Source organism: Amycolatopsis thailandensis (assembly GCF_002234405.1).
GTDB lineage: Bacteria > Actinomycetota > Actinomycetes > Mycobacteriales > Pseudonocardiaceae > Amycolatopsis > Amycolatopsis thailandensis.
The window spans coordinates 1-20,730 of sequence record NZ_NMQT01000161.1 but is presented as its reverse complement, the minus strand read 5'-3'; the positions used below and the strand labels follow the sequence as shown (position 1 = coordinate 20,730).

At 69.0% G+C, this 20,730-nt stretch carries 16 protein-coding genes; 7 read left to right on the top strand and 9 right to left on the bottom strand.

Annotated elements, in window-relative coordinates:
- Positions 1–105 precede the first annotated feature (105 nt).
- The 3 genes from mdlC to CFP71_RS37605 form a co-directional block, all read right to left on the bottom strand.
- Positions 106–1,689 (bottom strand): benzoylformate decarboxylase, encoded by a 1,584-nt coding sequence (mdlC, locus tag CFP71_RS37615; protein ID WP_093938671.1) that lies wholly within the window; start codon positions 1,687–1,689, stop codon positions 106–108.
- An 83-nt stretch (positions 1,690–1,772) separates the two neighbouring features.
- The gene (locus CFP71_RS37610; RefSeq protein WP_093938670.1) at positions 1,773–2,447 is read right to left on the bottom strand and encodes a copper homeostasis protein CutC; all 675 of its coding nucleotides are present in this window, start codon (positions 2,445–2,447) and stop codon (positions 1,773–1,775) included.
- 15 nt (positions 2,448–2,462) lie between these two features.
- A complete protein-coding gene (locus CFP71_RS37605) occupies positions 2,463–5,138 on the bottom strand; it encodes a sensor histidine kinase (protein WP_208636133.1) in 2,676 nt (891 codons plus the stop codon).
- 191 nt (positions 5,139–5,329) lie between these two features.
- On the opposite strand from CFP71_RS37605, the gene CFP71_RS37600 reads away from it, so the two are divergent.
- The gene (locus tag CFP71_RS37600; RefSeq protein ID WP_093938668.1) at positions 5,330–6,289 is read left to right on the top strand and encodes an ABC transporter substrate-binding protein; all 960 of its coding nucleotides are present in this window, start codon (positions 5,330–5,332) and stop codon (positions 6,287–6,289) included.
- Here the strand turns inward: CFP71_RS37600 and CFP71_RS37595 are convergent.
- Entirely contained in the window at positions 6,286–6,921 is a 636-nt protein-coding gene (locus CFP71_RS37595) for an LppU/SCO3897 family protein (protein WP_093938667.1), read from the bottom strand. The genes CFP71_RS37600 and CFP71_RS37595 overlap by 4 nt on opposite strands.
- Before the next feature lie 85 nt (positions 6,922–7,006).
- On the opposite strand from CFP71_RS37595, the gene CFP71_RS37590 reads away from it, so the two are divergent.
- The 3 genes from CFP71_RS37590 (at position 7,007) to CFP71_RS37580 (ending at position 10,857) form a co-directional block, all read left to right on the top strand.
- The gene (locus tag CFP71_RS37590) at positions 7,007–8,653 is read left to right on the top strand and encodes a DNA repair helicase XPB (RefSeq protein ID WP_093938666.1); all 1,647 of its coding nucleotides are present in this window, start codon (positions 7,007–7,009) and stop codon (positions 8,651–8,653) included.
- A gap of 583 nt (positions 8,654–9,236) precedes the next feature.
- Positions 9,237–9,992 (top strand): DUF4253 domain-containing protein, encoded by a 756-nt coding sequence (locus CFP71_RS37585; RefSeq protein WP_093938693.1) that lies wholly within the window; start codon positions 9,237–9,239, stop codon positions 9,990–9,992.
- Between the two features lie 49 nt (positions 9,993–10,041).
- A complete protein-coding gene (locus CFP71_RS37580; RefSeq protein WP_093938665.1) occupies positions 10,042–10,857 on the top strand; it encodes a DUF72 domain-containing protein in 816 nt (271 codons plus the stop codon).
- Positions 10,858–10,972: 115 nt separating this feature from the next.
- On the opposite strand, the gene CFP71_RS37575 is transcribed toward CFP71_RS37580, so the two are convergent.
- Complete coding sequence (locus CFP71_RS37575) at positions 10,973–13,795, bottom strand: AfsR/SARP family transcriptional regulator (RefSeq protein WP_482746725.1); 2,823 nt, start codon at positions 13,793–13,795, stop codon at positions 10,973–10,975.
- Between the two features lie 66 nt (positions 13,796–13,861).
- On the opposite strand from CFP71_RS37575, the gene CFP71_RS37570 reads away from it, so the two are divergent.
- Positions 13,862–14,806, top strand: coding sequence for an o-succinylbenzoate synthase (locus CFP71_RS37570; RefSeq protein ID WP_093938692.1), 945 nt, complete (start codon positions 13,862–13,864; stop codon positions 14,804–14,806).
- 63 nt (positions 14,807–14,869) lie between these two features.
- On the opposite strand, the gene CFP71_RS37565 is transcribed toward CFP71_RS37570, so the two are convergent.
- The 4 genes from CFP71_RS37565 to CFP71_RS37550 all read right to left on the bottom strand — a co-directional run bounded on the left by CFP71_RS37565 (position 14,870) and on the right by CFP71_RS37550 (position 18,270).
- Entirely contained in the window at positions 14,870–15,778 is a 909-nt protein-coding gene (locus CFP71_RS37565; protein ID WP_244199981.1) for a M23 family metallopeptidase, read from the bottom strand.
- 160 nt (positions 15,779–15,938) lie between these two features.
- Positions 15,939–16,628, bottom strand: a complete 690-nt coding sequence (locus CFP71_RS37560) for an RlpA-like double-psi beta-barrel domain-containing protein (RefSeq protein WP_093938662.1) — start codon at positions 16,626–16,628, stop codon at positions 15,939–15,941.
- 77 nt (positions 16,629–16,705) lie between these two features.
- Positions 16,706–17,500: a transporter substrate-binding domain-containing protein gene (locus CFP71_RS37555; RefSeq protein ID WP_093938661.1), complete on the bottom strand. Its 795-nt coding sequence runs from the start codon at positions 17,498–17,500 to the stop codon at positions 16,706–16,708.
- On the bottom strand, positions 17,500–18,270 hold the full coding sequence (locus tag CFP71_RS37550; RefSeq protein ID WP_093938691.1) for a nucleotidyltransferase domain-containing protein: 771 nt from the start codon (positions 18,268–18,270) through the stop codon (positions 17,500–17,502). The genes CFP71_RS37555 and CFP71_RS37550 overlap by 1 nt, the downstream gene beginning before the upstream one ends.
- Positions 18,271–18,398: 128 nt before the next feature.
- Between CFP71_RS37550 and CFP71_RS37545 the strand changes: the two genes are divergently transcribed.
- Both CFP71_RS37545 and CFP71_RS37540 read left to right on the top strand, forming a co-directional pair.
- Positions 18,399–18,623, top strand: a complete 225-nt coding sequence (locus CFP71_RS37545; protein ID WP_007033414.1) for a PspC domain-containing protein — start codon at positions 18,399–18,401, stop codon at positions 18,621–18,623.
- 173 nt (positions 18,624–18,796) lie between these two features.
- Positions 18,797–20,443, top strand: coding sequence for a hypothetical protein (locus CFP71_RS37540; protein WP_093938660.1), 1,647 nt, complete (start codon positions 18,797–18,799; stop codon positions 20,441–20,443).
- Positions 20,444–20,730: the final 287 nt, after the last annotated feature.

Sequence of the window (20,730 nt, the reverse complement as noted above, 5' to 3'; positions counted from 1 at the left end):
GGCGAGAACTCCTGACGAACGCCATGAAAGGCCCTTTCATGGCAAATTTTGCAAGGAAAGGACCTTTCATGGCACGCGCGTGAAGGCTCAGGCGGGACGTACCGGTCAGTACAGCGTGCGCGGGTTCGCGTCGATGCGGACGTGCACCAGGTGCGGCCGCTCGTCCGGCAGCGCGGCTTCCAGCGTCGGCTTGAGGTCCTCCGCCCTCTCGACGACCGACGTCCCCAGGCCCAGACTCTTCGCCAGCGCGGGGAAATCGATGCCGCCGAGGTCGACGCCCGGCACCTTCTCGCCACCGGCAGCCTCGCCGAGGATACGCACGGCGGCGTACTCCGAGTTGTCGAAGATCACGAAGGTCACCGGCAGGTTGTGCTGCGCCGCCGTCCACAGTGCCTGGACGCAGTACATGCTCGACCCGTCGCCGAGGATGGCGACGACCTTGCGGTCCGGGCGGGCCAGCGCGGCGCCGACGGCGGCCGGGAGGCCGTAGCCCAGGGTGCCGCTGGCGACGGTGAGGAAGCCGGTGTCGGTGGACTTGATCGGCAGGTGGTCGTGCAGTTCGTTGCGGTGGCTGGGTGTCTCTTCGACGACGATCGCGTCGTCCGGCAGGACTTCCGAGATCGTGGCGTAGGCGAAGCCCGGCGTGATCGGTGTGGTCGCGGCGGGCTTTTCCAGCCGGGTGCGCGCTTTCGGCGCTTCCCGAGGCGCCACACGGTCCAGCAGCGCGCGGATCGCGAGCTTCGGCGTGGCCCGGATCCCGGTGCCCTCGGCGGCCCTGGCGAGGATCTGCTCGTCGTCGCTGATCAGGAACAGCGGCGGCAGCGCGGTCTCCGACTCGCCCCGGTACACGTGATAGGTGAACGCCGGGGCGCCGATGACGACCACGAGGTCGTGCTCGATCAGCGCGCTCGCGAGCATTTTCCGTTCCGGCTGAAGGAAACCGAAGAACTGCGGGTGGTCCTCGGGGAAGGAGCAGCGCGCCCCCATCGGCGGCGCCCAGACCCCGGCGCCCACCTTCTCGGCCAGTGCGACGACGTCCGGCACGGCGCCCTCGCCGTCGATGCCGGGGCCGACCACGATCGCCGGGCGCTCGGCGGCGTCCAAGGCGGACACCAGCTCGTCCACAGCGGACGGATCGGGCGCGAAGCCGCGGATCGCCGGCCGGGAAACGATCGGCTTCGAGGTCTCGACGTCCCAGTCGTCCACGGGTACCGAGACGAACACCGGACCCATGGGCGCCTGCGTCGCGATGTGATACGCCCGCGCCAGCGCCGCCGGGACGTCCTCGGCCCTGGCGGGCTCACAGCTCCACTTCACGTACGGCTTGGGGAAGTTCGTCGCCTCGACCGCACCGAGGAACGGGTCGTCCGGCAGCAGTGACCTGGTCTGCTGACCGGCGAGGATGATCAGCGGGGCGTTGTTGCGGTAGGCGGTGAAGACGTGCCCGAGCGCGTGGCCGACGCCGCCCGCGGAGTGCAGGTTCACCAACGCCGGCCGCCGCGAGGCGCGGGCGTACCCGTCGGCCATCGCGACGACGGACGCCTCGTGGAGCGCGAGCACGTAGGTGAAGTCGTCCGGCCATTCCGTGAGGAAGGCGATCTCGGTCGTGCCGGGGTTGCCGAAAACCGTGGTCAGGCCCAGTTCGCGCAGCAGTTCCCTGGTCGCGTCACGTACGGTGCGGGTAGCCATGGCGCACACGGTATCTCGTCGGACGGCGATAGTTGAAGATGCAACCTCATGTCACCGTGTGTGGTCTGGACCTGACCCGGTGTTCACTTGACCAGGGCCGCCCATTCGCGGACGGCGGCGACGTCCACATCGGACTCCCAGCCGCCGGGCCGGACCGCGCTGCCGACGTGGAAGGCACGCACCCCGCCCGCCCGCAGCAGATGCACCTGCTGCGCCCGCAGGCCACCGCCGACCAGCAACTGGGGCCCGTCTTCACGCCGGGCGAGCCGCTGCAGGACCGAAAGGCCGTGCGCCACGCCGTGCGGATGTCCGGCCGCGAGCACCGTGTCGCAGCCGAGCGCGGCCAGCTGGTCGTAGGCGCGCAACGGGTCCCGCGCGCGATCGATGGCCCGGTGGAACGTCCACGGCAGACCGTCGAGCTCCTTGACCAAGGTCTCGCAGGCGTCGACGTCGATCTCGCTGTCCAGGTCCAGGAAACCGAAGACGAACTCGCGCGCGCCCGCGTCGAGCAGCCGCACGGCGTCCGCGCGCAGCCCGTCGAGATCGCCCGCGGCGAAGGACATGTTGTCGCGCACCATGACCCGCACCGGGAGATCGGTGGCGGTGAGCACCTCGCGCAACGTCCCGACCGACGGCGAAAGACCGTCGCTGGCCATGTCACTGACCAGTTCGAGGCGATCGGCCCCGCCCTCCTGTGCGCGCTCCGCGTCCGCCGCGGTCAGCGCGATCACTTCCAGCAGGCCGGTTTTCGAACTCATGGACCTTCCAATTCGCTAAGCCGAGGGGTTGTCTTCACCCCTGGCGTGGCGACCGCGCCGGAATCCGCCTTGCAGGCTGGTCATCCGTTCGCGGACCGCTTCGGGGGAAAGTGAGAGTATCGGCCTCTCCCCCAGCGGCTTCTCCGGCCTGTCGTCCTGCGACCGGGCCTCGGGGACGACGGCGGGCAGCACCGGCCAGGTCTCCTCCGCCCCGTCCTCCTGTTCCAGCTCGGCGGACGTCGGCCAGGCGGGCTCCGGTTCCTTTTCCTTCGGCTCCGGAGGCGCGAGTGGCTTCAGCGTCGGCTCGGTCGGCTCGTCCGGATCCTGCGCGGGCTCCTCGGGCACGGCGCTCTTCACCGGTTCGAACGACGGCAAGGAGGGCGGGCCGGGCTCGGCGGGCGAGGGTCCTTCACGCGGGCCGCCGTGGTCGAACCACTGCGAAAGCACGCTCTGGTACTTCGGCATCCGCTCGGTCGGCGAGTCCAGTTCGAGATGGTTGGCGGCGTCGTCGTCCGACGAAGGCCACTCCGGCGGGGTCTCCCGCTCGACGACGGGCGCGCGCCGCAGCGGCCCCGGGTCCAGCACGGGCGCGAACCGGGACTCGTCGGCGCTCTCGTCCGGTTCGGCCGGCGGAGGAACTTCCAGCGGCGGTTCGGGCTCCGGCTCGGGCGCGACGACGACGGGCGGGGGTTCCGGCAACGGGGCCGCTTGGGGCGCTTCGACGATGAGCCCGGCGGGCACGACGACCACCGCGGTGATCCCGCCGCCGTCGGCGGATCGCAGGCGGACGTCGATCCGGTGCCGGACGGCCAGCGTCGCGACCACGAACAGGCCCATCCGCCGGGAGACCTCGACGTCGACGTCCGGCGGGTTCGCCAGCCGCGTGTTGGTCCGGTCGATCTCCGCCTGTGGCATCCCGGCGCCGTGGTCGGTGATCTCGATCTGCCATTCGCCGCGTTCGGTCTCGTGCCCCTCGACCTGGACCATCGTGCTCCGGTCCGAATAGCGGGTCGCGTTCTCCAGCAACTCGGACACCACGTGCACGAGGTCGTTGACCGCCTCGCCGCGCACCGCGATCCGCGGCGCCGCACCGAGTTCGATGCGCTGGTAGTGCTCGACCTCCGACAGCGCGGCACCGATGATCTCGTCGGCGACGACGGAACCGCCGTCCTCACGGACGACGTCGGTTCCCGACAGCACCAGCAGGTTCTCGCTGTTGCGCCGCATCCGCGTCGCGAGGTGGTCGAGCTCGAAGAGCCCGGCGAGGGTGTCGGGATCCTGTTCGTCGGCCTCCATGCGGTCCAGCACGGAAAGCTGGCGCTCGACGAGATCCTGGCTCCGCTGCGACAGGTTCACGAACATCGCGTTGATGTTCTCCCGCAACATGGCCTGTTCCCCGGCGAGGCGGACGGCCTCGCCGTGCACCGCGTCGAACGCCCGCGCCACCTGGCCGAGCTCCTCGCGGCTGAACACCGGGACCGGCGCGACGGCCAGCCTTCGCCGCAGGTTTTCCGGCTGCGGCTCGGGATCGCTGAGCAGGCCTTCGACCGCCGCCGGAAGCTGGTGCTCGGCGACCTGGAGCGCGCTGCGGCGCAGGATCCGCAGCGGCCGCAGCAGCGAACGCGCGATGATCACGGAGAGCACTCCCGCGACCACCAGGACACCGAGCACGATGCCGCCGTCCCAGATCGCGGAGGTTCTCGCTTGCGCCGCAAGGGTGTCCGTACGTTCTTGCAGCTGCACGAGCAGCGCCTGCTGCACCTGGTGGACCAGATTGACCGTGTAGGTGGCCGAGGTGTCCCACTGGTTCGCGTCCAGGCCGCCGAGCCCCTGGTCGTTCTCGGCGCGGATGAGCGCCGACTCCACCATGTCGTTGCCGATGTCGACGATCAGGCCGATGACCGTGTCGTCGTACATCCGCTGCTGTTCGGGAGTCGCGAAGGTGCGGTAGTCGTTGCGGGCGGCGGCGAGTTCGGCCTCCGCGCCGAGCAGCGCGCGGGTCCGGTCCCGGTTGAGGCCGCCCTGGGCGAGCGCGGCCGCCAGGATCGCGCGTTTGACCGACATCTGATCCTTGACCCGTGCGAGCGCGTTGCCCGCGAGGCGGAGCTTCCCCAGGTCCGGGTCGGAGACGTCGGCGGCGGTCGAGTCACTGATGTCGAGCAGGCCGGAGATCAGTTCGCTGTAGGAGCGCAGCACCGCGTCGGCGGGAAAAGCCGAGTGTTCCGCGGAAAACCGCAGTCCGGTCAGCACGCGTAGCCGGTCGCTGGTCAGCTGGAGACTGGTCGCGGCCTTGTCGCCGAGCCTGCTCTTGCTTTCGCCGAGCGTGCGGTCGAAGGTGCCGATGGCTTCGTCGGCACGCTTGCGCTGTTCGGTCAATTCGGACACGTCGCCCTTGCGATCGCCCGCGACGAACCGGACGGTGAGGTCCCGTTCGCGCTGAAGCTGGTGCACGGCCTCGGCGACGGTGCTGTCGACCCGGCCACGGGTGGCGAATTCGGCCAGCTGCCGGGCATCCCGCAGATCCGAGTCGACCCGGAGCCCGACGAGGGCGACCACCGCGAGCGCGGGAATCAGGACCACCACGAAGAGTTTGGTACGCAGGTGCCAGTTCCGCAGCCGCCAGCGTCCACCGACGCGAGGGTGCCGTTCCGCCGCGTCGCCCCCACGGGGACGCTTGTCGCGACGGGCCACCTGGTTTCCTTTTCCCACCACGGGACCCTTTCCCATGGCTGATATCGGGGACGAGAGCCCGAACCTACTGTAGAGTAACAAGGTTCGAGAACGATCGAAAGCCGCGCAATCCGGCGTCTCCCGCACGCGATCGTATGGGGCCCGGACCATACGATCCAGAAGGAGGAGCACATTCTCTCGGTAGGTGAGCGGTGACGAAGATGCGCGTCTTGGCGATTCCGCTGGTAGCGGCTCTGCTGGCGACGACCGGTTGCGGAGTGTTTTCCCGTGGTGACGCAAGCACCGACGCGCCACTCGAACGGACGGAACTGCGCATCGGTGTCGGAAGCCCCATCGACACGGCGCCCTTGAGGGTCGCCGTCGCCGCGGGGAAGTTCACCGCCGCCGGCCTTTCCGTCACCCTCGTCGACGTCCCCGCCGACCAGGCGATCGGCAAGCTTTCCGCGGGCGAGATCGACTTGGCGTTCGCCAGCGACGTCTCCATCTTCCGCGCCGCCGCGGCCGGGACGGCGCTGCAGTTGCAGGGCGAGGCCTACACCGCCGGCCGCAACACCATGGCGCTCGTCACACTCCCCGGCTCCGAATACACCGAGCCGACGCTCAAGAAATCGCCGAAGATCGCGGTGAACATGCTCGACGACGTCGGTGTGCTCGCGGCCAGGTCGGTCCTCGGCACCGCAGGCGTCGACGTGAACCGGATCCAGTTCAAGCAGCACCCGTTCGACCGGATGCCGCAGGCGCTCCAAGCGGGCGAGGTCGACGCCGCGTGGATGGTCGAGCCGTACATCACCAGGGCCGAGAAGGAACTCGGGGCGAGCATCCTCGCCGACGGTGCCCGCGGCGCGACGCTGGACTTCCCGATGTCGTCCTACGTTTCGACCGGGGGCTTCGCCCAGGGCAACGCCCGCACGCTCGCGGTCTTCCGGGAAGTGCTCGGCGAAGCGCAGGTGCGGGCCGCCGACCCGGCCACCGTCCGCGACGCGCTGCCGTCGTTCTCCGACATCGACCGGACCACGGCGTCACTGATCTCGCTCGGGAGTTACCCGGTGTCCCTCAACGGCATCCGGCTGCAGCGGGTCGCCGACCTGATGCACAACTCCGGCATGCTCGGCGCCCGGCTGGACGTCCAAGCGATGGTGCCGCGCTCTTAGATGTTTTCGCCGGTCGGCCTGAGACACACGGTGCGCTCGGGCGGCCCCGTGTAGTGCAGCGCGGTGTCGTCCGACGAACAGGCGCTCTCCGACGATCCCCGCGTCACCACGGCCCGGGCCTCCGCGCTGATGTCGGTGCAGCGGACCTTCGCGATCCGCGTCTCATGCACGACGTCGCGCAGACAGTCCCCGGTCTCGACGTTCAGCGCGAGGCAGAGCGTCTTCTCGGCCCTCTTGCTGGACGAACTCCCGTACAGCTCGAACTGGACGTAGTCCGAATCGCGGCATTCCGACGAGCCGGTGCGCACCTCGTCGATGCGGAAGGTCGCCCGGTTCGACGAGCAGCTGGTGGTCGTGTAGCTCTGGCCGCCACCCGCCTCGTCGGTCAGGTACAGGCACTTGCCCACCTCGACCCTGGCGAACTTGCCGGACTGCGAGATCCCCCAGGCGACCAGGCTCCCCAGGCCCAGCGCGGCGATGACGCCGAAGACGATGGACACCTTGGCCAGCACGCTGATCCGCGGCGGCTTCGGGAACGGCGTCGGCATCCCGGTGTCCGCCATCGCGGGCAGCGGCGCGGGCGCGTTGAACGGGTCGTACTCGGGCATCCCGCCGGTCGGTGTAGTCGTCAAGGTCCCCTCCAGTCACCTTCCGCACATCCTTCCACCAGCGGTGCCGCGACGGGAGCCGGTGTGGCCGGAACGTATAAAGGAGGATGTGACCGATGGCCCGCTGATCGTCCAGTCCGACAAGACCGTCCTGCTCGAGGTCGACAACAGCCAGGCCGACGACGCGCGGATCGCCATCGCGCCGTTCGCCGAGCTGGAACGCGCGCCCGAGCACGTCCACACCTACCGGATCACGCCGCTGGCGTTGTGGAACGCCCGCGCGGCCGGCCACGACGCCGAACAGGTCGTCGACGCGCTGACGACGTACTCGCGGTTCCCCGTGCCCCAGCCGCTGCTCATCGACATCGTGGACACGATGGGCCGGTTCGGCCGGCTCCAGATCGCCAACCACCCGGCGCACGGCCTGGTCATGTCGACCATCGACCGCGCGGTGCTGGAGGAGATCCTCCGGCACAAGAAGATCAGCCCGATGCTGGGCGCGCGGATCGACGAGGACACCGTCATCGTGCATCCGTCCGAACGCGGACGGCTCAAGCAGGCGCTGCTGAAGGTCGGCTGGCCCGCTGAAGACCTCGCCGGTTACGTCGACGGCGAGGCACACCCGATCGACCTCGCCGAGGACGACTGGGAGCTGCGCGACTACCAGCGCAAGGCCGCGGAGGCGTTCTGGGCGGGCGGGTCCGGCGTCGTCGTGCTGCCCTGTGGCGCGGGCAAGACCCTCGTCGGCGCGGCGGCCATGGCGCACGCGAAGGCGACGACGCTGATCCTGGTGACCAACACGGTCGCCGGACGGCAGTGGAAACGCGAGCTGATCGCGCGGACCTCGCTCACCGAAGAGGAGATCGGCGAGTACTCCGGGGAGAAGAAGGAGATCCGGCCGGTCACCATCGCGACGTACCAGGTGGTCACGCGCAAGACCAAGGGCGAGTACAAACACCTGGACCTGTTCGACTCGCGGGACTGGGGCCTGGTCGTCTACGACGAGGTCCACCTGCTGCCAGCGCCGGTGTTCCGGATGACCGCGGACCTGCAATCGCGGCGGCGGCTGGGGCTGACGGCGACCCTCGTGCGCGAGGACGGGCGCGAGGGTGACGTGTTCTCCCTGATCGGCCCGAAGCGGTACGACGTCCCGTGGCGGGACATCGAGGCGCAGGGCTGGATCGCGCCGGCGGAATGCACCGAGGTCCGGGTGACGCTGACCGACGCGGAGAGGCTCGCGTACGCGACGGCCGAGGCCGAGGAGCGGTACAAACTCGCGGCGACCGCGGACACCAAGACCAAGGTGATCAAATCGCTGGTGGACCGGCATCCCGGCGAGCCGACCCTGGTCATCGGGGCCTACCTCGACCAGCTGGAGATGATCGGCGACGAACTGGACGCGCCGGTGATCCAGGGCGCGACGCGGAACAAGGAACGCGAGGAACTGTTCGACGCGTTCCGGCGCGGCGAGATCAGGACGCTCGTCGTTTCGAAGGTCGCCAACTTCTCGATCGACCTGCCGGAGGCCTCGGTCGCGATCCAGATCTCCGGGACGTTCGGCTCGCGGCAGGAGGAGGCTCAGCGGCTCGGACGGCTGTTGCGGCCCAAGGGCGACGGACGGCAGGCGCACTTCTACTCGGTCGTCTCGCGGGACACCGTCGACACGGAGTACGCGGCGCACCGGCAGCGGTTCCTGGCCGAACAGGGCTACGCGTACCGGATCGTGGACGCGGACGACCTGCTGCGCCCGATGTGACCCACCGCGCGGCACTTTCGCGTGCCGGCGCCGATCCGCGACGCCGACACCGGTAGGTGGACGAGCCGGTGAACACGTCACTTCGCCTTACCCTCAATAACCCGAATCGCCACTCACGACCGACCTGGCCCGTGCGACACCCGGCGATCATGCCGCGAAAGCCACTTTCGCAACGTTGAAGGTTGCGAAAGTGGCTTTCGCGACGCTTCGGCACCTCCGCCACCCCGAGAAACCGCAAGGCCTGCCGCGAAGGGGACTTCACCGCTCGTGCGATGAGAGGAAAGTCCCCTTCACCTCGCGGAGCACCGGTCTATGAAGGCCTCCGTCGGTTCAAGGAATGAAGCCCGTCTCGGGAAAGTAGTGAAGGCCTCCTTCCCTACCCTGAAAGTAGGGAAGGAGGCCTTCACGGACTTCCAAGACGCCACTGAGCGTCCACTGTGGACGGTGCCACTGGGGTCGTTGTGACACCAGAGGCGAGTGGGGCGACGGTCGCGAGATCCCGCAAACGGGGTATCGAAAACTGTCGGTGCTTCGAACTAGTGTTCGGGTAGAGTTGACCGAACACCAGTTCGAGGGGAAGCCGATGACGATCGCACCGTTCCGCCCGGGTACGCCGCCCGTCCAGACCTTGCCTCCCGGCCGCTGGCACGGCCGGATCTGGGTTTCCGACCTGCCTTTGGCCAGGCCGGAGCGCTACACCGGCTGTGTCGCCGAGTTCGACCGGTCCGGGCTGTGGCCGGTGCTCATCCCGCACGACCAGCGGTTCGCGGCCAACGGCGAGGACTGGATCGACGACCGTGGCAGGCTCGCCCCCGCCGATCACCGGATCGCCTCGGTGGACCCGGGCGAGGTGCTGGCCCGCTGGTGGGACACGTCGTGCTGCGACGGCGCCTGCCTGCGCCCGTTCGGCGCGAAGTTCCCCGGCCTCGCGCGTCGTCCGGCGCGCCGCGCGGATCCGCTGGCCGAGGCGGGCAACACCGGGTCGATCCTGGCCGCGCGCGGACAGCACCGGCTCGCGCTGGTGCAAACGGAGCGGCCAGCCGACATCCCGGCGATCCTCGGCTGGACGGGCATGATCAAGGCGACCGACCAGGTCCACGAGCTGTCCGCCGTCCTGCGCAGCTGGGAAGACCGCTTCGGTGCCACGCTCACAGTTTTGGGCTTCGACTCGATGGAGTTGTCGGTGGCCGCGCCGCCGCGCACCCAGGGCCGGGCGCTCACCGTCGCCGCCGAGCACCGCTCGTTCTGCCTGCCCGAGTTCGCCGGTCAGCCAGGCAACCTGCGCGAGTTCGCCGCCAGCCTGGTCCAGACCCGCCGGTGGCGGTTCTCGTGGGCGTGAGCGGGCGTTTGCGCCGGAAGGAGAGGGGGAATCAGGGCATCGGAAGGCGGTGATCGACGTCGCGGAGCTGAGAATAGGCACTTCGGGCTGGCGCTACCCGTCCTGGCGCGGGGACTTCTATCCCCGCGGGCTGGTGCAGCGGCGCGAGCTGGAATACCTGGCGGGCCGGATGAACTCGGTCGAGCTCAACGGCTCGTTCTACTCCCTGCAACGGCCCGAGCGGTACCGGGCGTGGGCCGAAGAGACACCGGATGACTTCGTCTTCGCCGTCAAGGGCGGCCGCTTCATCACGCATCAGAAGCGACTGCGCGACGTCGAGACGCCGCTGGCGAACTTCTTCGCCTCCGGGGTGCTGGCGCTCGGCCGGAAACTGGGGCCGATCCTTTGGCAGCTGCCGCCGCGGCTGGCGTTCGACGCAGAGCGCGTCGAGGCGTTCTTCGAGCTCCTCCCGCGCACCAGTCACGCCGCCGCCAAGCTCGCGGGTGGGCACGACGACAAGCTGAAGGCCGAACCGCACACCGACGCGAAGCCTCGCCGGAAGCTCCGGCACGCCGTCGAAGTCCGGCATCCGAGCTTCGCCGAACCCGAAAGCCTCGAACTGTTCCGGAAGCACGGCATCGCGCTCGTGGTCGCCGACACCGCCGGGAAGTTCCCGTTCGTCGACGAGATGACGAGCGAGGACTTCGCGTACGTCCGCCTGCACGGCGCCGAGGAGCTGTACGTCAGCGGCTACGGCGAAAAGGCACTCAAGCAGTGGGCTCGCAAGATCGAAGGCTGGCGTCGCGACACGTACGTCTACTTCGACAACGACGTCGAAGTAGAGGCCCCGAAGAACGCGATCGCCCTCGCGAAACTCCTGGCGTGAACCGCGCGAGCTGCACAGTCAGCGCACAGTGAGCGGTGTCCTGTTAAGTAGCGCGCGAGGTCACGGGCGTACTCGCGTGCTGCGACTGGGGGTCGGCACGCCGGGCGCCCGTGCCTCACTCAAGCCTGATCGGCTTGACCGTTTCGCCGACGAGCGACGCGAGCTTCGTGCGGACATCCTCGGCGTCCGGATGCGCGAGCTCGGTCAGCACCCGCACCGAACGCAGCCAGCAGTCCCGCGCCGACGAGGGATCGCCGAACCGCAGATGGATTCCGCCGAGCTGGGCCAGCACGTCGGCCGCCTCGTAGAGCTCGCCGTGGGCGAAGAACATCTCGACGGCGCGCTTCATACAGGCGATGCCCTCGTCGTGGCGGCCGAGCCCGACCAGCGCGGTCCCCTTGGTGTGCAAGGTGAAGCGGGCTTCGTCGGGGAGCGCGTGCGCCTCCAGCGCCAAGGCCTGGTCGGCGAAGTCCAGCGCCTGCTCGAAGCGGCCGGCCTGGGTACAGATGTCACCGAGAGCCTGCAGCGCGCTGGCCTCCATGCCCGCGCCGACGTTGGACTCCCGGATGAGCCGCAACGCGCGCGTCCCGTATTCCCATCCGGTGTCGGGATCCTGGCTGGCCAGCGTGAGGTTGTAGAGCGCCCGTGCCTCCCCTTGCCGGTCCCCGACCTGTCGTTGCAGTTCGACGACCTGCTTGAGGTAGACGATGCTGTCCTCGTACTGGCGGGCGACGCCGCAGGCCACGCCGAGCCCGCTGAGGATGGCGGCCTCGCCCGAGCGGTCTCCCAGGTCGCGGGCCGCGCGGAGCGCCACGCCGAACACCGAACGCCAATCCTCCAGCCGGGCCCGCACGATGAAGTACGACTGGAGCAGCCACGCCAGCTGCCAGCACTCCCGGTGCCGCTGCTCCCGGTAGGCGATGTTCACCGCGGCGATGAGGTTCCCCGCCTCCTCGTCGAACCAGTCCAGCGCCTGTTCGTAGTGCCCGAACTTCAGCCCCGCGCCGTCGAACCGCTCGGGCTCGACGAGCCGGTAGTGCCGGTCCGAACGCAGGAGCCTCGACGCGTTCAGCGCGGAGGCCAGCGACGCGTGGAGCAGCCTGTCCAGCACTCCCGACCGTGCCTCGGGCCCGTCGACCTTCGCCGAAAGCTCGGCCGCGTACGCGCGGATGAGGTCGTGGAACTGGTACCGGCCTGGTCTGGACCGCGCGATCAGGTGCGCGGAGGCCAGCTTCGCCAGGTCCGCGTGTGCTTCGGCGATGTCGACCCCCGCCACCGCCGCGGCGGCGGGCACGCTGAAGTCGCCACCGGTGGGCAGGCCGAGCAGCCGCAGCATCCGCGCGGCCCGTTCGTCGAGCGCCCGGTACGAGTACGAGAAGACGGCCCGGATGTTCGTCTCGTCGCCGTCGGCGAGGTCGAACGAATCCAGCCTGTCCTGTTCGGCTTCCAGCAACCGGACGAACTCCCGCAGCGGGAGATCCGGGAACTGCGCCGCCCGCACCGCGAGGATCCGGATGGCCAGCGGCAGCCCGCCGCAGTACCGGACGAACCGTTCGGTGGCCTCGGGATCCTCGGTGACCCTGTCCAGCCCGATCGTCGAAGCGACGAGCGCGATCGCGTCCTCTTCCGGCAGTTCCTCCAGCGCCACCCGCCGCGCGCCGTGGGTCGCCACGAGCGCCTGCAACTGCCAGCGGCTGGTCACCAGCACCAGGCAACCCGGGCCGGGCAGCAGCGGCCGGATCTGCTCGGTGCTCGCGGCGTTGTCGAGCAGGATCAGCATCCGGCGGCCGGCGCTGTGACTGCGCCAGGTGGCCGCGCGCCCGTCGACGTCGGCGGGGATCCGATCGGCGGGGACGCCGACGGAAACGAGCATGGTCTCGAGCGCGGTCGCGGTTTCGACGGGCTCTCCCGGACCGTATCCGCGCAGGTTGAGGTACACCTGCCCGCCGGGGAAGCGTTCGCCGACCTCGTGCGCGAAATGGACGGCGAGGGTCGTCTTGCCGATGCCGCCCATGCCCTCGATCGACGCGATGGACGTCGACCGTTCGGTGTCCAGCGCTTCCGGGACGAGTCCGTGCAGTGCCTTGAGATCGCGCTGACGGCCGGAGAACACCCGGAGGTCCGCGGGAAGCTGACGCGGGATCAGCGGTTCGGTGCCGAGCCGGTACCGCGTCAGCTCGGAGTCCAATGTGGTCTCGACGGACTCTTCGCCGGTCAGGATCGCCTGGTGCGCCCGCTGGAGCGACGCGCCCGGGTCCAGGCCCAGTTCCTCGGCCAGCACAGCGCCGATCCGGCGGTAGACGGCCAACGCCTCGGCCTGTCTGCCGGAGCGGTAGAGCGCGAGCATGAGCTGCTCGTGCAGGCGCTCCCGCAGCGGGTTCTCCCGGCACAGCCTGGTCAGCTGGGGGATGACGGTGGCGTGGTCGCCGAGGGCGATGAGCGCGTCCGCCCACTGCTCGCGGACGCGTAGTCGCTCTTCGCTCAGCTGATCGGCTTCGTCCCGAAGCAGCGCTTCGGAGTGGACGTTCTGCAGCGCCGGACCTCGCCATTCGGACAGCGCGGCGGCGAACCGATCGGCCGCCTGACGCGGGTCGCCGTCCCCCGCGGCCTGCGCTCCCGCCGCGGCGAGCGCGCGGAAACGGGCCAGGTCGAGCAGGCTCTCGTCGAGTTCGAGCAGGTAGCCGCCGCGTTCGGTACGGAGGGCGACCTCGTCGCCGAGCGCCCGGCGGACCCGCAGGATGTAGGTCTGCAGGGCGCCTTTGGACCGCCGCTGGTCGTCCGGCCACAGCCAGCGGCCCAGCTCCTCGACCGACACGACCTTGTTCGCGCGCAGCAACAAGCCCGCCAGCACGATGAGCGGCCTGCTGCCGCCCAAGGGCACCGGCAACCCGTCCGCCGTGACCTCGGTGGGTCCCAGCACGCGAAAGTCGAGCGCCACGCCGCTCATTCTGTCCGGAATCAGAGGAAACGGCACGTGATTCCACCGGTGGCATGATCGGTGCCGATGGACGTCTACTCGATCCCCTTGCGCACGCGCTTCCGCGGCATCACGGTCCGTGAAGGACTGCTGGTGCGCGGCGAAGCCGGCTGGGGCGAATTCTGCCCGTTCTCCGACTACTCGGACGCCGAAAGCGCGCCGTGGCTCGCGTCCGCGCTGGAGGCGAGCGAACGCGGGTGGCCGTCGCCGGTGCGGGAGAGCGTCGAGGTGAACGCGACCGTCCCGGTGGTGTCCCCGGAGAAGGCGTACGAACTCGTGTCCGCGTCGGGCTGCCGTACGGCGAAGGTCAAGGTCGCCGACCCCCGGGTGAGCCTCGCCGAGGACTGCGCGCGGGTGGAGGCGGTGCGGGCGGCGCTGGGCCCCGGCGGCGCGGTCCGCGTCGACGCGAACATGGCCTGGGACGTCGACACCGCGGTCAAGGCCATCGGCGAACTGGACCGCGCGGCGGGCGGGCTCGAATACGCCGAGCAGCCGTGCCCGTCGATCGAAGAACTGGCCGACGTCCGGCGCCGGGTCGGCGTCCGGATCGCCGCGGACGAATCGATCCGCCGGGCCGAGGACCCGCTCAAGGTGGCCGTGGCCGGAGCGGCCGACATCGCCGTGCTAAAGGTCGCGCCGCTGGGAGGGGTCCGGCGCGCGCTGGAGGTCGCCGAAGCCTGCGGCCTGCCGTGTGTGGTGTCCTCCGCCGTCGAGACGAGCGTCGGGCTCGCCGCCGGACTGGCGCTCGCGGGCGCACTGCCCACTTTGGACTTCGCCTGCGGACTGGGCACGATGTCCTTGCTGACGGGGGACGTCTGCTCCGACTCACTGTCCCCTGTGGACGGACGCCTGCCGGTGCCGCTTCAGGCTCCCGCACCCGACCTGTTCACCGCTCACGCCGCCGCTCCGGACGTCCGGGCGGCTTGGGAGTCTCGCTTCACCCGCGTCCGCGCCCACCTCCGGATGTCATGAGGGGTCCCCTTAGGACACTTTTTGTCCTAAGGGGACCCCTCATGACACGCGCGGGGGACAGGATCAGCCGCAGTGTTCCAGCGGGGATTCGTAGCTGGACGAGCCCGCCGAGCCGCCCCACCTGACGCACTTCGCGCCGGCGGCCGCGCTCACCGGACCCGCGTAGTACTCGAAGCTGCCGGAGTCGGACTTCCTGGCCGCGCCTTCCACTTCGAGGAAGGCCGAAACCGCGCTGGCCGTGCCGACCGAGGTGGCCTTGATGGTGGTGACGCAGTTGTTCTTGTTCGTGCTGTTGTACAGCAGGTACGTGGTCGCGGCGCTGCCGAGCGCCTGCGAGTCGATCACCTTGTAGCCGTCGCCGCACACCTCGACGGCGTCGTACGGGTTGGGGTTCCCGTTGCCGCTGCAGGTGTTCTTGGAGGTCACGTTGGCGTTGGGGTAGCCGAACTTCACGCCGTTGAAGTACGCGGGCTTGATGTTGCTCGGCCACGAGGAGTCGTTGGTGCGGACCTCGTAGTGCAGGTGCGGGCTGATGTTGTTGCCCGGCTTGGAGGTGTTGCCGACCTCGCCGATCTTCTGCCCCTGCGCGACCTGCGCGTTGAGCCCGACCGAGCGGACCTTCAGATGCGCGTAGTAGGTCGACCATCCCCCACCGTGGTCGATCTTCACCAGGTTGCCGAACCCGTTGTCCGACCCCTGGTGGGCCGAGATGACGACCTTGCCCGCGGCCGCCGCGACGACGGTGTCGCCCAGGTCCGCCCCTGCGGAGCTGCCGCGGTTGAAGTCGATTTCGTACGCCTTGTGCGCGCTGGAGTTGTCGTTATCGCCGTTCCACACCTGGTTGCAGGGGAAGGGCAGCTGGAAGTTGGGACGGGGCCCGACGGCGGCTTCGGCCGACGTCGCGGTGATCGCGAGTCCGGCCATGCCCAGCAAGGCGGTGGCGGCCGCGGTGACCACTCGTCTGAGTCTCATCGGTTTGTCCTTTCTCGGCGTTTCGCGAGAAAGCGTCCCGAAAGGGCGTACAAGCGAGATACAAACGACCACGAGTCCTCCCGGCCGAGGGGGACCGGGAGGACTCGTGCCGCCGCCGCACCGGATCTGTCCGCGCCTTCCCCGATCCGATGCGGGTGCCTCAGCCGACCCGCTCGATGGTGGCCCGGCGGATCAGGAACTTCCCCGGTTCGCGGACCTGTTCGAAGGCCGCGTTGTTCAGCAGCGCGCAACTGCCGGAAGTGCCGGTGACCTCGACGGTCGTGGACTTGTCGTTGTCCAGGTTCGTCACCTTCAGCTTGGTGCCCTCGGGAAACTCGCCACTCGACGCGGCCGGCGCGCCGCCCTCTCCGGACAGCGTCACGGTGGAGCCCTGGCAGACGACCTCGCCGCCCCCGGCGGCGTCCTTCTGCCCGGCCGCCGCGTCCTCCCGCATCGCCGCCTCGTCCTCGCCCGCCATGGCGTCGTCCATCCCGGCGTCCTTTTCGGCGGCTCTCTCCGCCTCGTCGGCGGCCTGGTTCCGCTCCTGCTTCCCGCCGTCCGCCCGCACGTCTTCGGTGCAGCCCGCGGTCTGGCGGCGCTGCTGGATGAGGTCGACGACGGCCTGCCGGTTCCCGATCCGCGCTTCGGAAAGAGCGTCCGGCTTCGCTTGCTGGCCAGCGATGAAGTTGAGGTTGTTCCGAAGGGCGGTGTCGAGCCCCTGGCAGCTTTCCGCGGCCTGCCCGTCCGGAGTGCTGACCGCGAACATCGCCGCGGCGATCGCGGCCACCCCGAGGACGGACGCGATGCCGATCGTCGCCCGCTTGCGGTGTTTCCCGGCGCTGTTCATCATCCGTGTTCCTCCGGTCTGGTTCCTCCTCACCCACATCCAGGAATACGGCCGGATAACGAAAGTGGTTCAAACCGATTTCAGCCGAGCCACGGCTTCGCGATGCGCGCGTAAGTACCGTCGTTCAGCGCGAGGTGCAACCACTGATCGGTCCATTCCTTGAACACGACGTCGCGCGGCAGCAGGTACGCCTTCTCCGAAAAGGTGAACGGCTCGTCGGGATGCACCGCGCACAGGTGCGGGTTTTGCTTTGCCTGCCAACGGGTTTCGGTCGCGTCGGTGATCATCAGGTCGGCACGGCCCGCCATGATCTCGGCGAAGATCGTGGTGTTGTCCGGATGCCGCACGATCCTCGCCCGCTTGAGGTTGGCGTCCGCGAACTGTTCGTTGGTACCACCCGGATTCACGATCGCCCGGACGCCTGGCTGATCGATCTGCTCCAGGGTCCGGAACCGATTTTCATTCTCGCACAACGTGATCGGCGTCTTGCCGTCACGAAGGTAAGGGCCGGTGTAGAAACCCTTCTTCGCCCGGTCCAGGGTCACCGACACACCACCCATGGCGAGGTCGCATTTCCGCCCGACGTCGTCGGCGATCTCCTTCCAGGTGGTCTGGACCACCTGGAGCCGGGCGCCAAGCCGCCGGGCCAGGTCGCCGGCGAGATCGATGTCGATCCCGCTCCACGCTCCGTCGGCGTCGCGATGGGTGAACGGGCGATAGTCCCCCGTCGAGCACACGCGGATCTCGCCGCGCGCCTGGACGACGTCTAGCCTGCTCCGCGCGCCCTGATCTTCGGGCGCGGCACTGGCCGTGCCGATTCCCAGCACGGTCAGCACCGCGACTCCGAACGTGAGCGCTTTCGCCTTGATCGTCATCAAGGCATCTTCCACGCCCTGAGGTAGGCCTGCACGAGCCAAGCGTCGACCCAGCCGGTGTCCGGCTCCTCCGGCAGCGGCGACGCCCCGCGCACCAGTTCGTCGAGACGGCGCTCGAGAGACTCGGCCGCTTCCAGTGCTTCCTCGCGAGACTTCTTGCCCTGCCTCAGATCGCGGAGCCAGCCCAGCCACGGCTCGGGGACCGGCAGTGTGATCCGCCCGGTCTCCAGCAGCTCCACACCCTGCACGCCGAGGCGCACCATGTGCATGGCGAACTTCGTGTCGAAGCCGTACTTCTCGATCAGCTCCGGCCTGCCCGCCTTGCCCCGCAGTCCCAGCATCCGCTCCTGCTGGGCGCGCGAGTAGCCGAGGAACCGCAGGCCCGCGACGCGCGAGACGATCCGGTGCGCGTTCTCGCGCAGTTCGGCGCCGAGCTCGTCGATCGCGACGATCTCGCTCTCCGGCACGAACAACGGCAGCAGGACGGTCGGGTTCCCGTTGAGCGCGAGGCGCAGCCACTTGCGCAGTGAGTAGACGGTCAGGTCGAGGTCGCCGGGACCGGACCGGACACCTTCGGGCCGCGTGCGGAAGATGTACTGCTCGAACCGCTTCAGGCCGATCACGTGACTGGGCGGCTCGACGCAGATGCCGAGCTCGTCCCGGTCGTCCTGGCCCAGCACGGCGGTGCCGTGCAGCCCGGACCCGACCTGGCAGCGCAGGATCGTGCCCTGCTCGGCGATGGCGGCGAATTCGGGGCTGTCGTGTTTCACCCGAGAAGTCATACCGCCGAAGACACTCGCCGGGCATCCGGTTTTCGGTCTCTCAGGGTCGGATTCCAGGGTCGTCCCAGGGCCGTTCCCCGATGTGCCGGGGGTCGGTCCCGGGCGAACATGGATCCATGACGAACAGCGTGTACACCCCTCAGGCCACCAAGAAGCTCTACCGCAGCCGGACCGACAAGATGCTCGCGGGCGTCGCCGGCGGCTGGGCCGCCTACCTCGGCGTCGACGCCGCGATCCTGCGCATCGCCCTCGTGGCGGGCGTGTTCTTCACCGCCGGCTTCGCGATCCCGCTCTACGCCGCCGCGTGGCTCCTGACTCCGGAGCAGCCGGGCGAATCCTGATCGGGGCGGACGCCGCGCGCAGGGGACGCGGCGTCCGCCCAAGGGGGCAGGGGGATGGACGAAAGGCCCGGACATGGGGATGTCCGGGCCTTTCGCTTTTCGGGCGCGCGAACCCGGCGATGCCGTTACACTTCCCCTGACTTTGTCACAGGGAGTGGGAAGCGGGGGCCTCCATGGCCGGCAAGTACCTCAGCCTCAGCGAGTACAAGCGGATGCTGGAAGAAGCATTGAACGACTTCCACAAGGCGCTCACCAAGCGCTGGATGGAAGACGCCGTCGACGCCATGACGCACCTTTCGCCCACCGTTCCGTGCTCGGCGGAGTCCTGGGCCTGGCAGTGGCCTCCCGAGGCGTACGGACACCTGTCGGGCTCCGAGGACTTCTGCGGATACCTCACGTGGGTCGAAGACGGTATGAACGGCCACTACAAGGACGTCCACTGCGACGGTCACAACCCGCAGACCGGAAACGACATCGAGTGCCATGTCGAACGGAACCTGGCGCAGATCGAGCGGCTGGCCTGGAACCGGCGGCAGGAAGTGGCCAAGTTCGTCCCGCAACTGGAGGGGCCCGACCTCGCGAAGCTCGAGGCCGCCCACGACACCTACCTCAAGATCGCGGGCAACCTGGGCTTCAAGGACACGAAAGAGAACGTGACCGCCCTGCTCGGGAAACGCGAGGTCGTCGACAACGTCCAGTATCTGGCGGGCCGGACCGGCGAGGAACAGCTGTGGTTCACCGGATGGACCGGGCTGGCCGCCGCGACCTTCAAAGCCGGGTTCTTCGCCTCCGTGGCGCCGACCCTGCAGAACCAGTCCCTCGTGCTCGCCAGCCTGGCGACCCTGTACTCCACCCGTGCCACGACGATCGAGGCCACCCGCCGCAACATCATCCGCTGCCTGAACTGGGCCACCCCGAAACTCGACGAGAAGATCACCGTCAAGACCTTCGAGCTGGGCGACAAGATGGACACCCTCGACCGCGTGCGATCGACCCTCGGGGTGGTGACGAGCCTTTCGAAAGAGGTCGGCAAGGTCATGTCGCCGATCGGCACCGCGCTCGGTCTGCTCGGCTACCTCGGCGGCATCGCCCAGGAGATGACCGAGACACGCAACGCCATGAGTCTCCAGGAGATCTTGCAGGGGCTGGACACCTCGCTCCACGAGCAGCATGTCGCGCTGGACACCCTCGAAGAGGACTTCACCGCGGACGTGACCCGGTTGCAGCGGGCGATCGCCGAGGTGCACAGCTTCAACCTGGAGCTCTACGACCTCACCGCGAACTCCGCGACGGGCAGGCCCGACAAACGGAGGTTCGAGGTCGATCTCAAGTTCGTCATGGACATCGCGAAAGCCTGTTTCGACGCGGCCGAGTCCTATTCGGGGCAACTGCGGACGCTCATGACGGCGGACGCGGCCGACCGGCACCTCTCCGGCCGTGACTGGGCGACGTGCACGGGGGACGACACGACGCTGGAGATCCGCGACGCCCTCGAACAGTTCATGAGGACCGCCTGCGCGCGGTTCCTGCTGGCGGGCGAACAGGTGATGAAGGCCGCCGAGGCCTACGCGAACACCGACGCCGAAAAGAAGGCGATCCTCCAGGAACTCCTCAAGGACTGGAAGGACGAGGGGATCGCCAGGAACCGGGGCAAGATCGACCCCAATCCCGAGACCACGGAACGGGAAGACCCGGGCAAGGAGGCCCAGGGCACCGACCGGCGAGGCCTCGAACCGCGGAAGCCCGAAGATCCGAACTTCCTCGACCCGTACGAGAAGGACCGGCGGAAGGACGGCGAGGAGTACCGGATAGACGGCTAGGACCAGCGACGGATCTTGACTGTTTCGCGTCGTTCTCTTGAGGGGCAGGGCGATGGTGTCCTGTCGGATGTCAAGTCCGTGAAGGCCTCCTTGAGGGACTCTGGGTCCCTCAAGGAGGCCTTCACGGACCGGCGCTCGACGGTGACGACCGCGGCGAAGGGGACTTTCCCCGCATCGCATGAGCGGAAAGTCCCCTTCGCCGCGGGGCTTGCGGTCGTCGTGGGTGACGGAGGCCCGGAGGTGTCGCGAAAGCCACTTTCAGGACACCTGATGTCCCGAAAGTGGCT

Excerpts from the sequence above, each read along its gene's own strand:
- mdlC (WP_093938671.1), bottom strand. The coding sequence starts at position 1,689 with ATGGCTACCCGCACCGTACGTGACGCGACCAGGGAACTGCTGCGCGAA.
- CFP71_RS37610 (WP_093938670.1), bottom strand. The coding sequence starts at position 2,447 with ATGAGTTCGAAAACCGGCCTGCTGGAAGTGATCGCGCTGACCGCGGCG.
- CFP71_RS37585 (WP_093938693.1), top strand. The coding sequence starts at position 9,237 with ATGACGATCGCACCGTTCCGCCCGGGTACGCCGCCCGTCCAGACCTTG.
- CFP71_RS37570 (WP_093938692.1), top strand. The coding sequence starts at position 13,862 with ATGGACGTCTACTCGATCCCCTTGCGCACGCGCTTCCGCGGCATCACG.
- CFP71_RS37565 (WP_244199981.1), bottom strand. The coding sequence starts at position 15,778 with ATGAGACTCAGACGAGTGGTCACCGCGGCCGCCACCGCCTTGCTGGGC.
- CFP71_RS37560 (WP_093938662.1), bottom strand. The coding sequence starts at position 16,628 with ATGATGAACAGCGCCGGGAAACACCGCAAGCGGGCGACGATCGGCATC.
- CFP71_RS37555 (WP_093938661.1), bottom strand. The coding sequence starts at position 17,500 with ATGACGATCAAGGCGAAAGCGCTCACGTTCGGAGTCGCGGTGCTGACC.
- CFP71_RS37545 (WP_007033414.1), top strand. The coding sequence starts at position 18,399 with ATGACGAACAGCGTGTACACCCCTCAGGCCACCAAGAAGCTCTACCGC.
- CFP71_RS37540 (WP_093938660.1), top strand. The coding sequence starts at position 18,797 with ATGGCCGGCAAGTACCTCAGCCTCAGCGAGTACAAGCGGATGCTGGAA.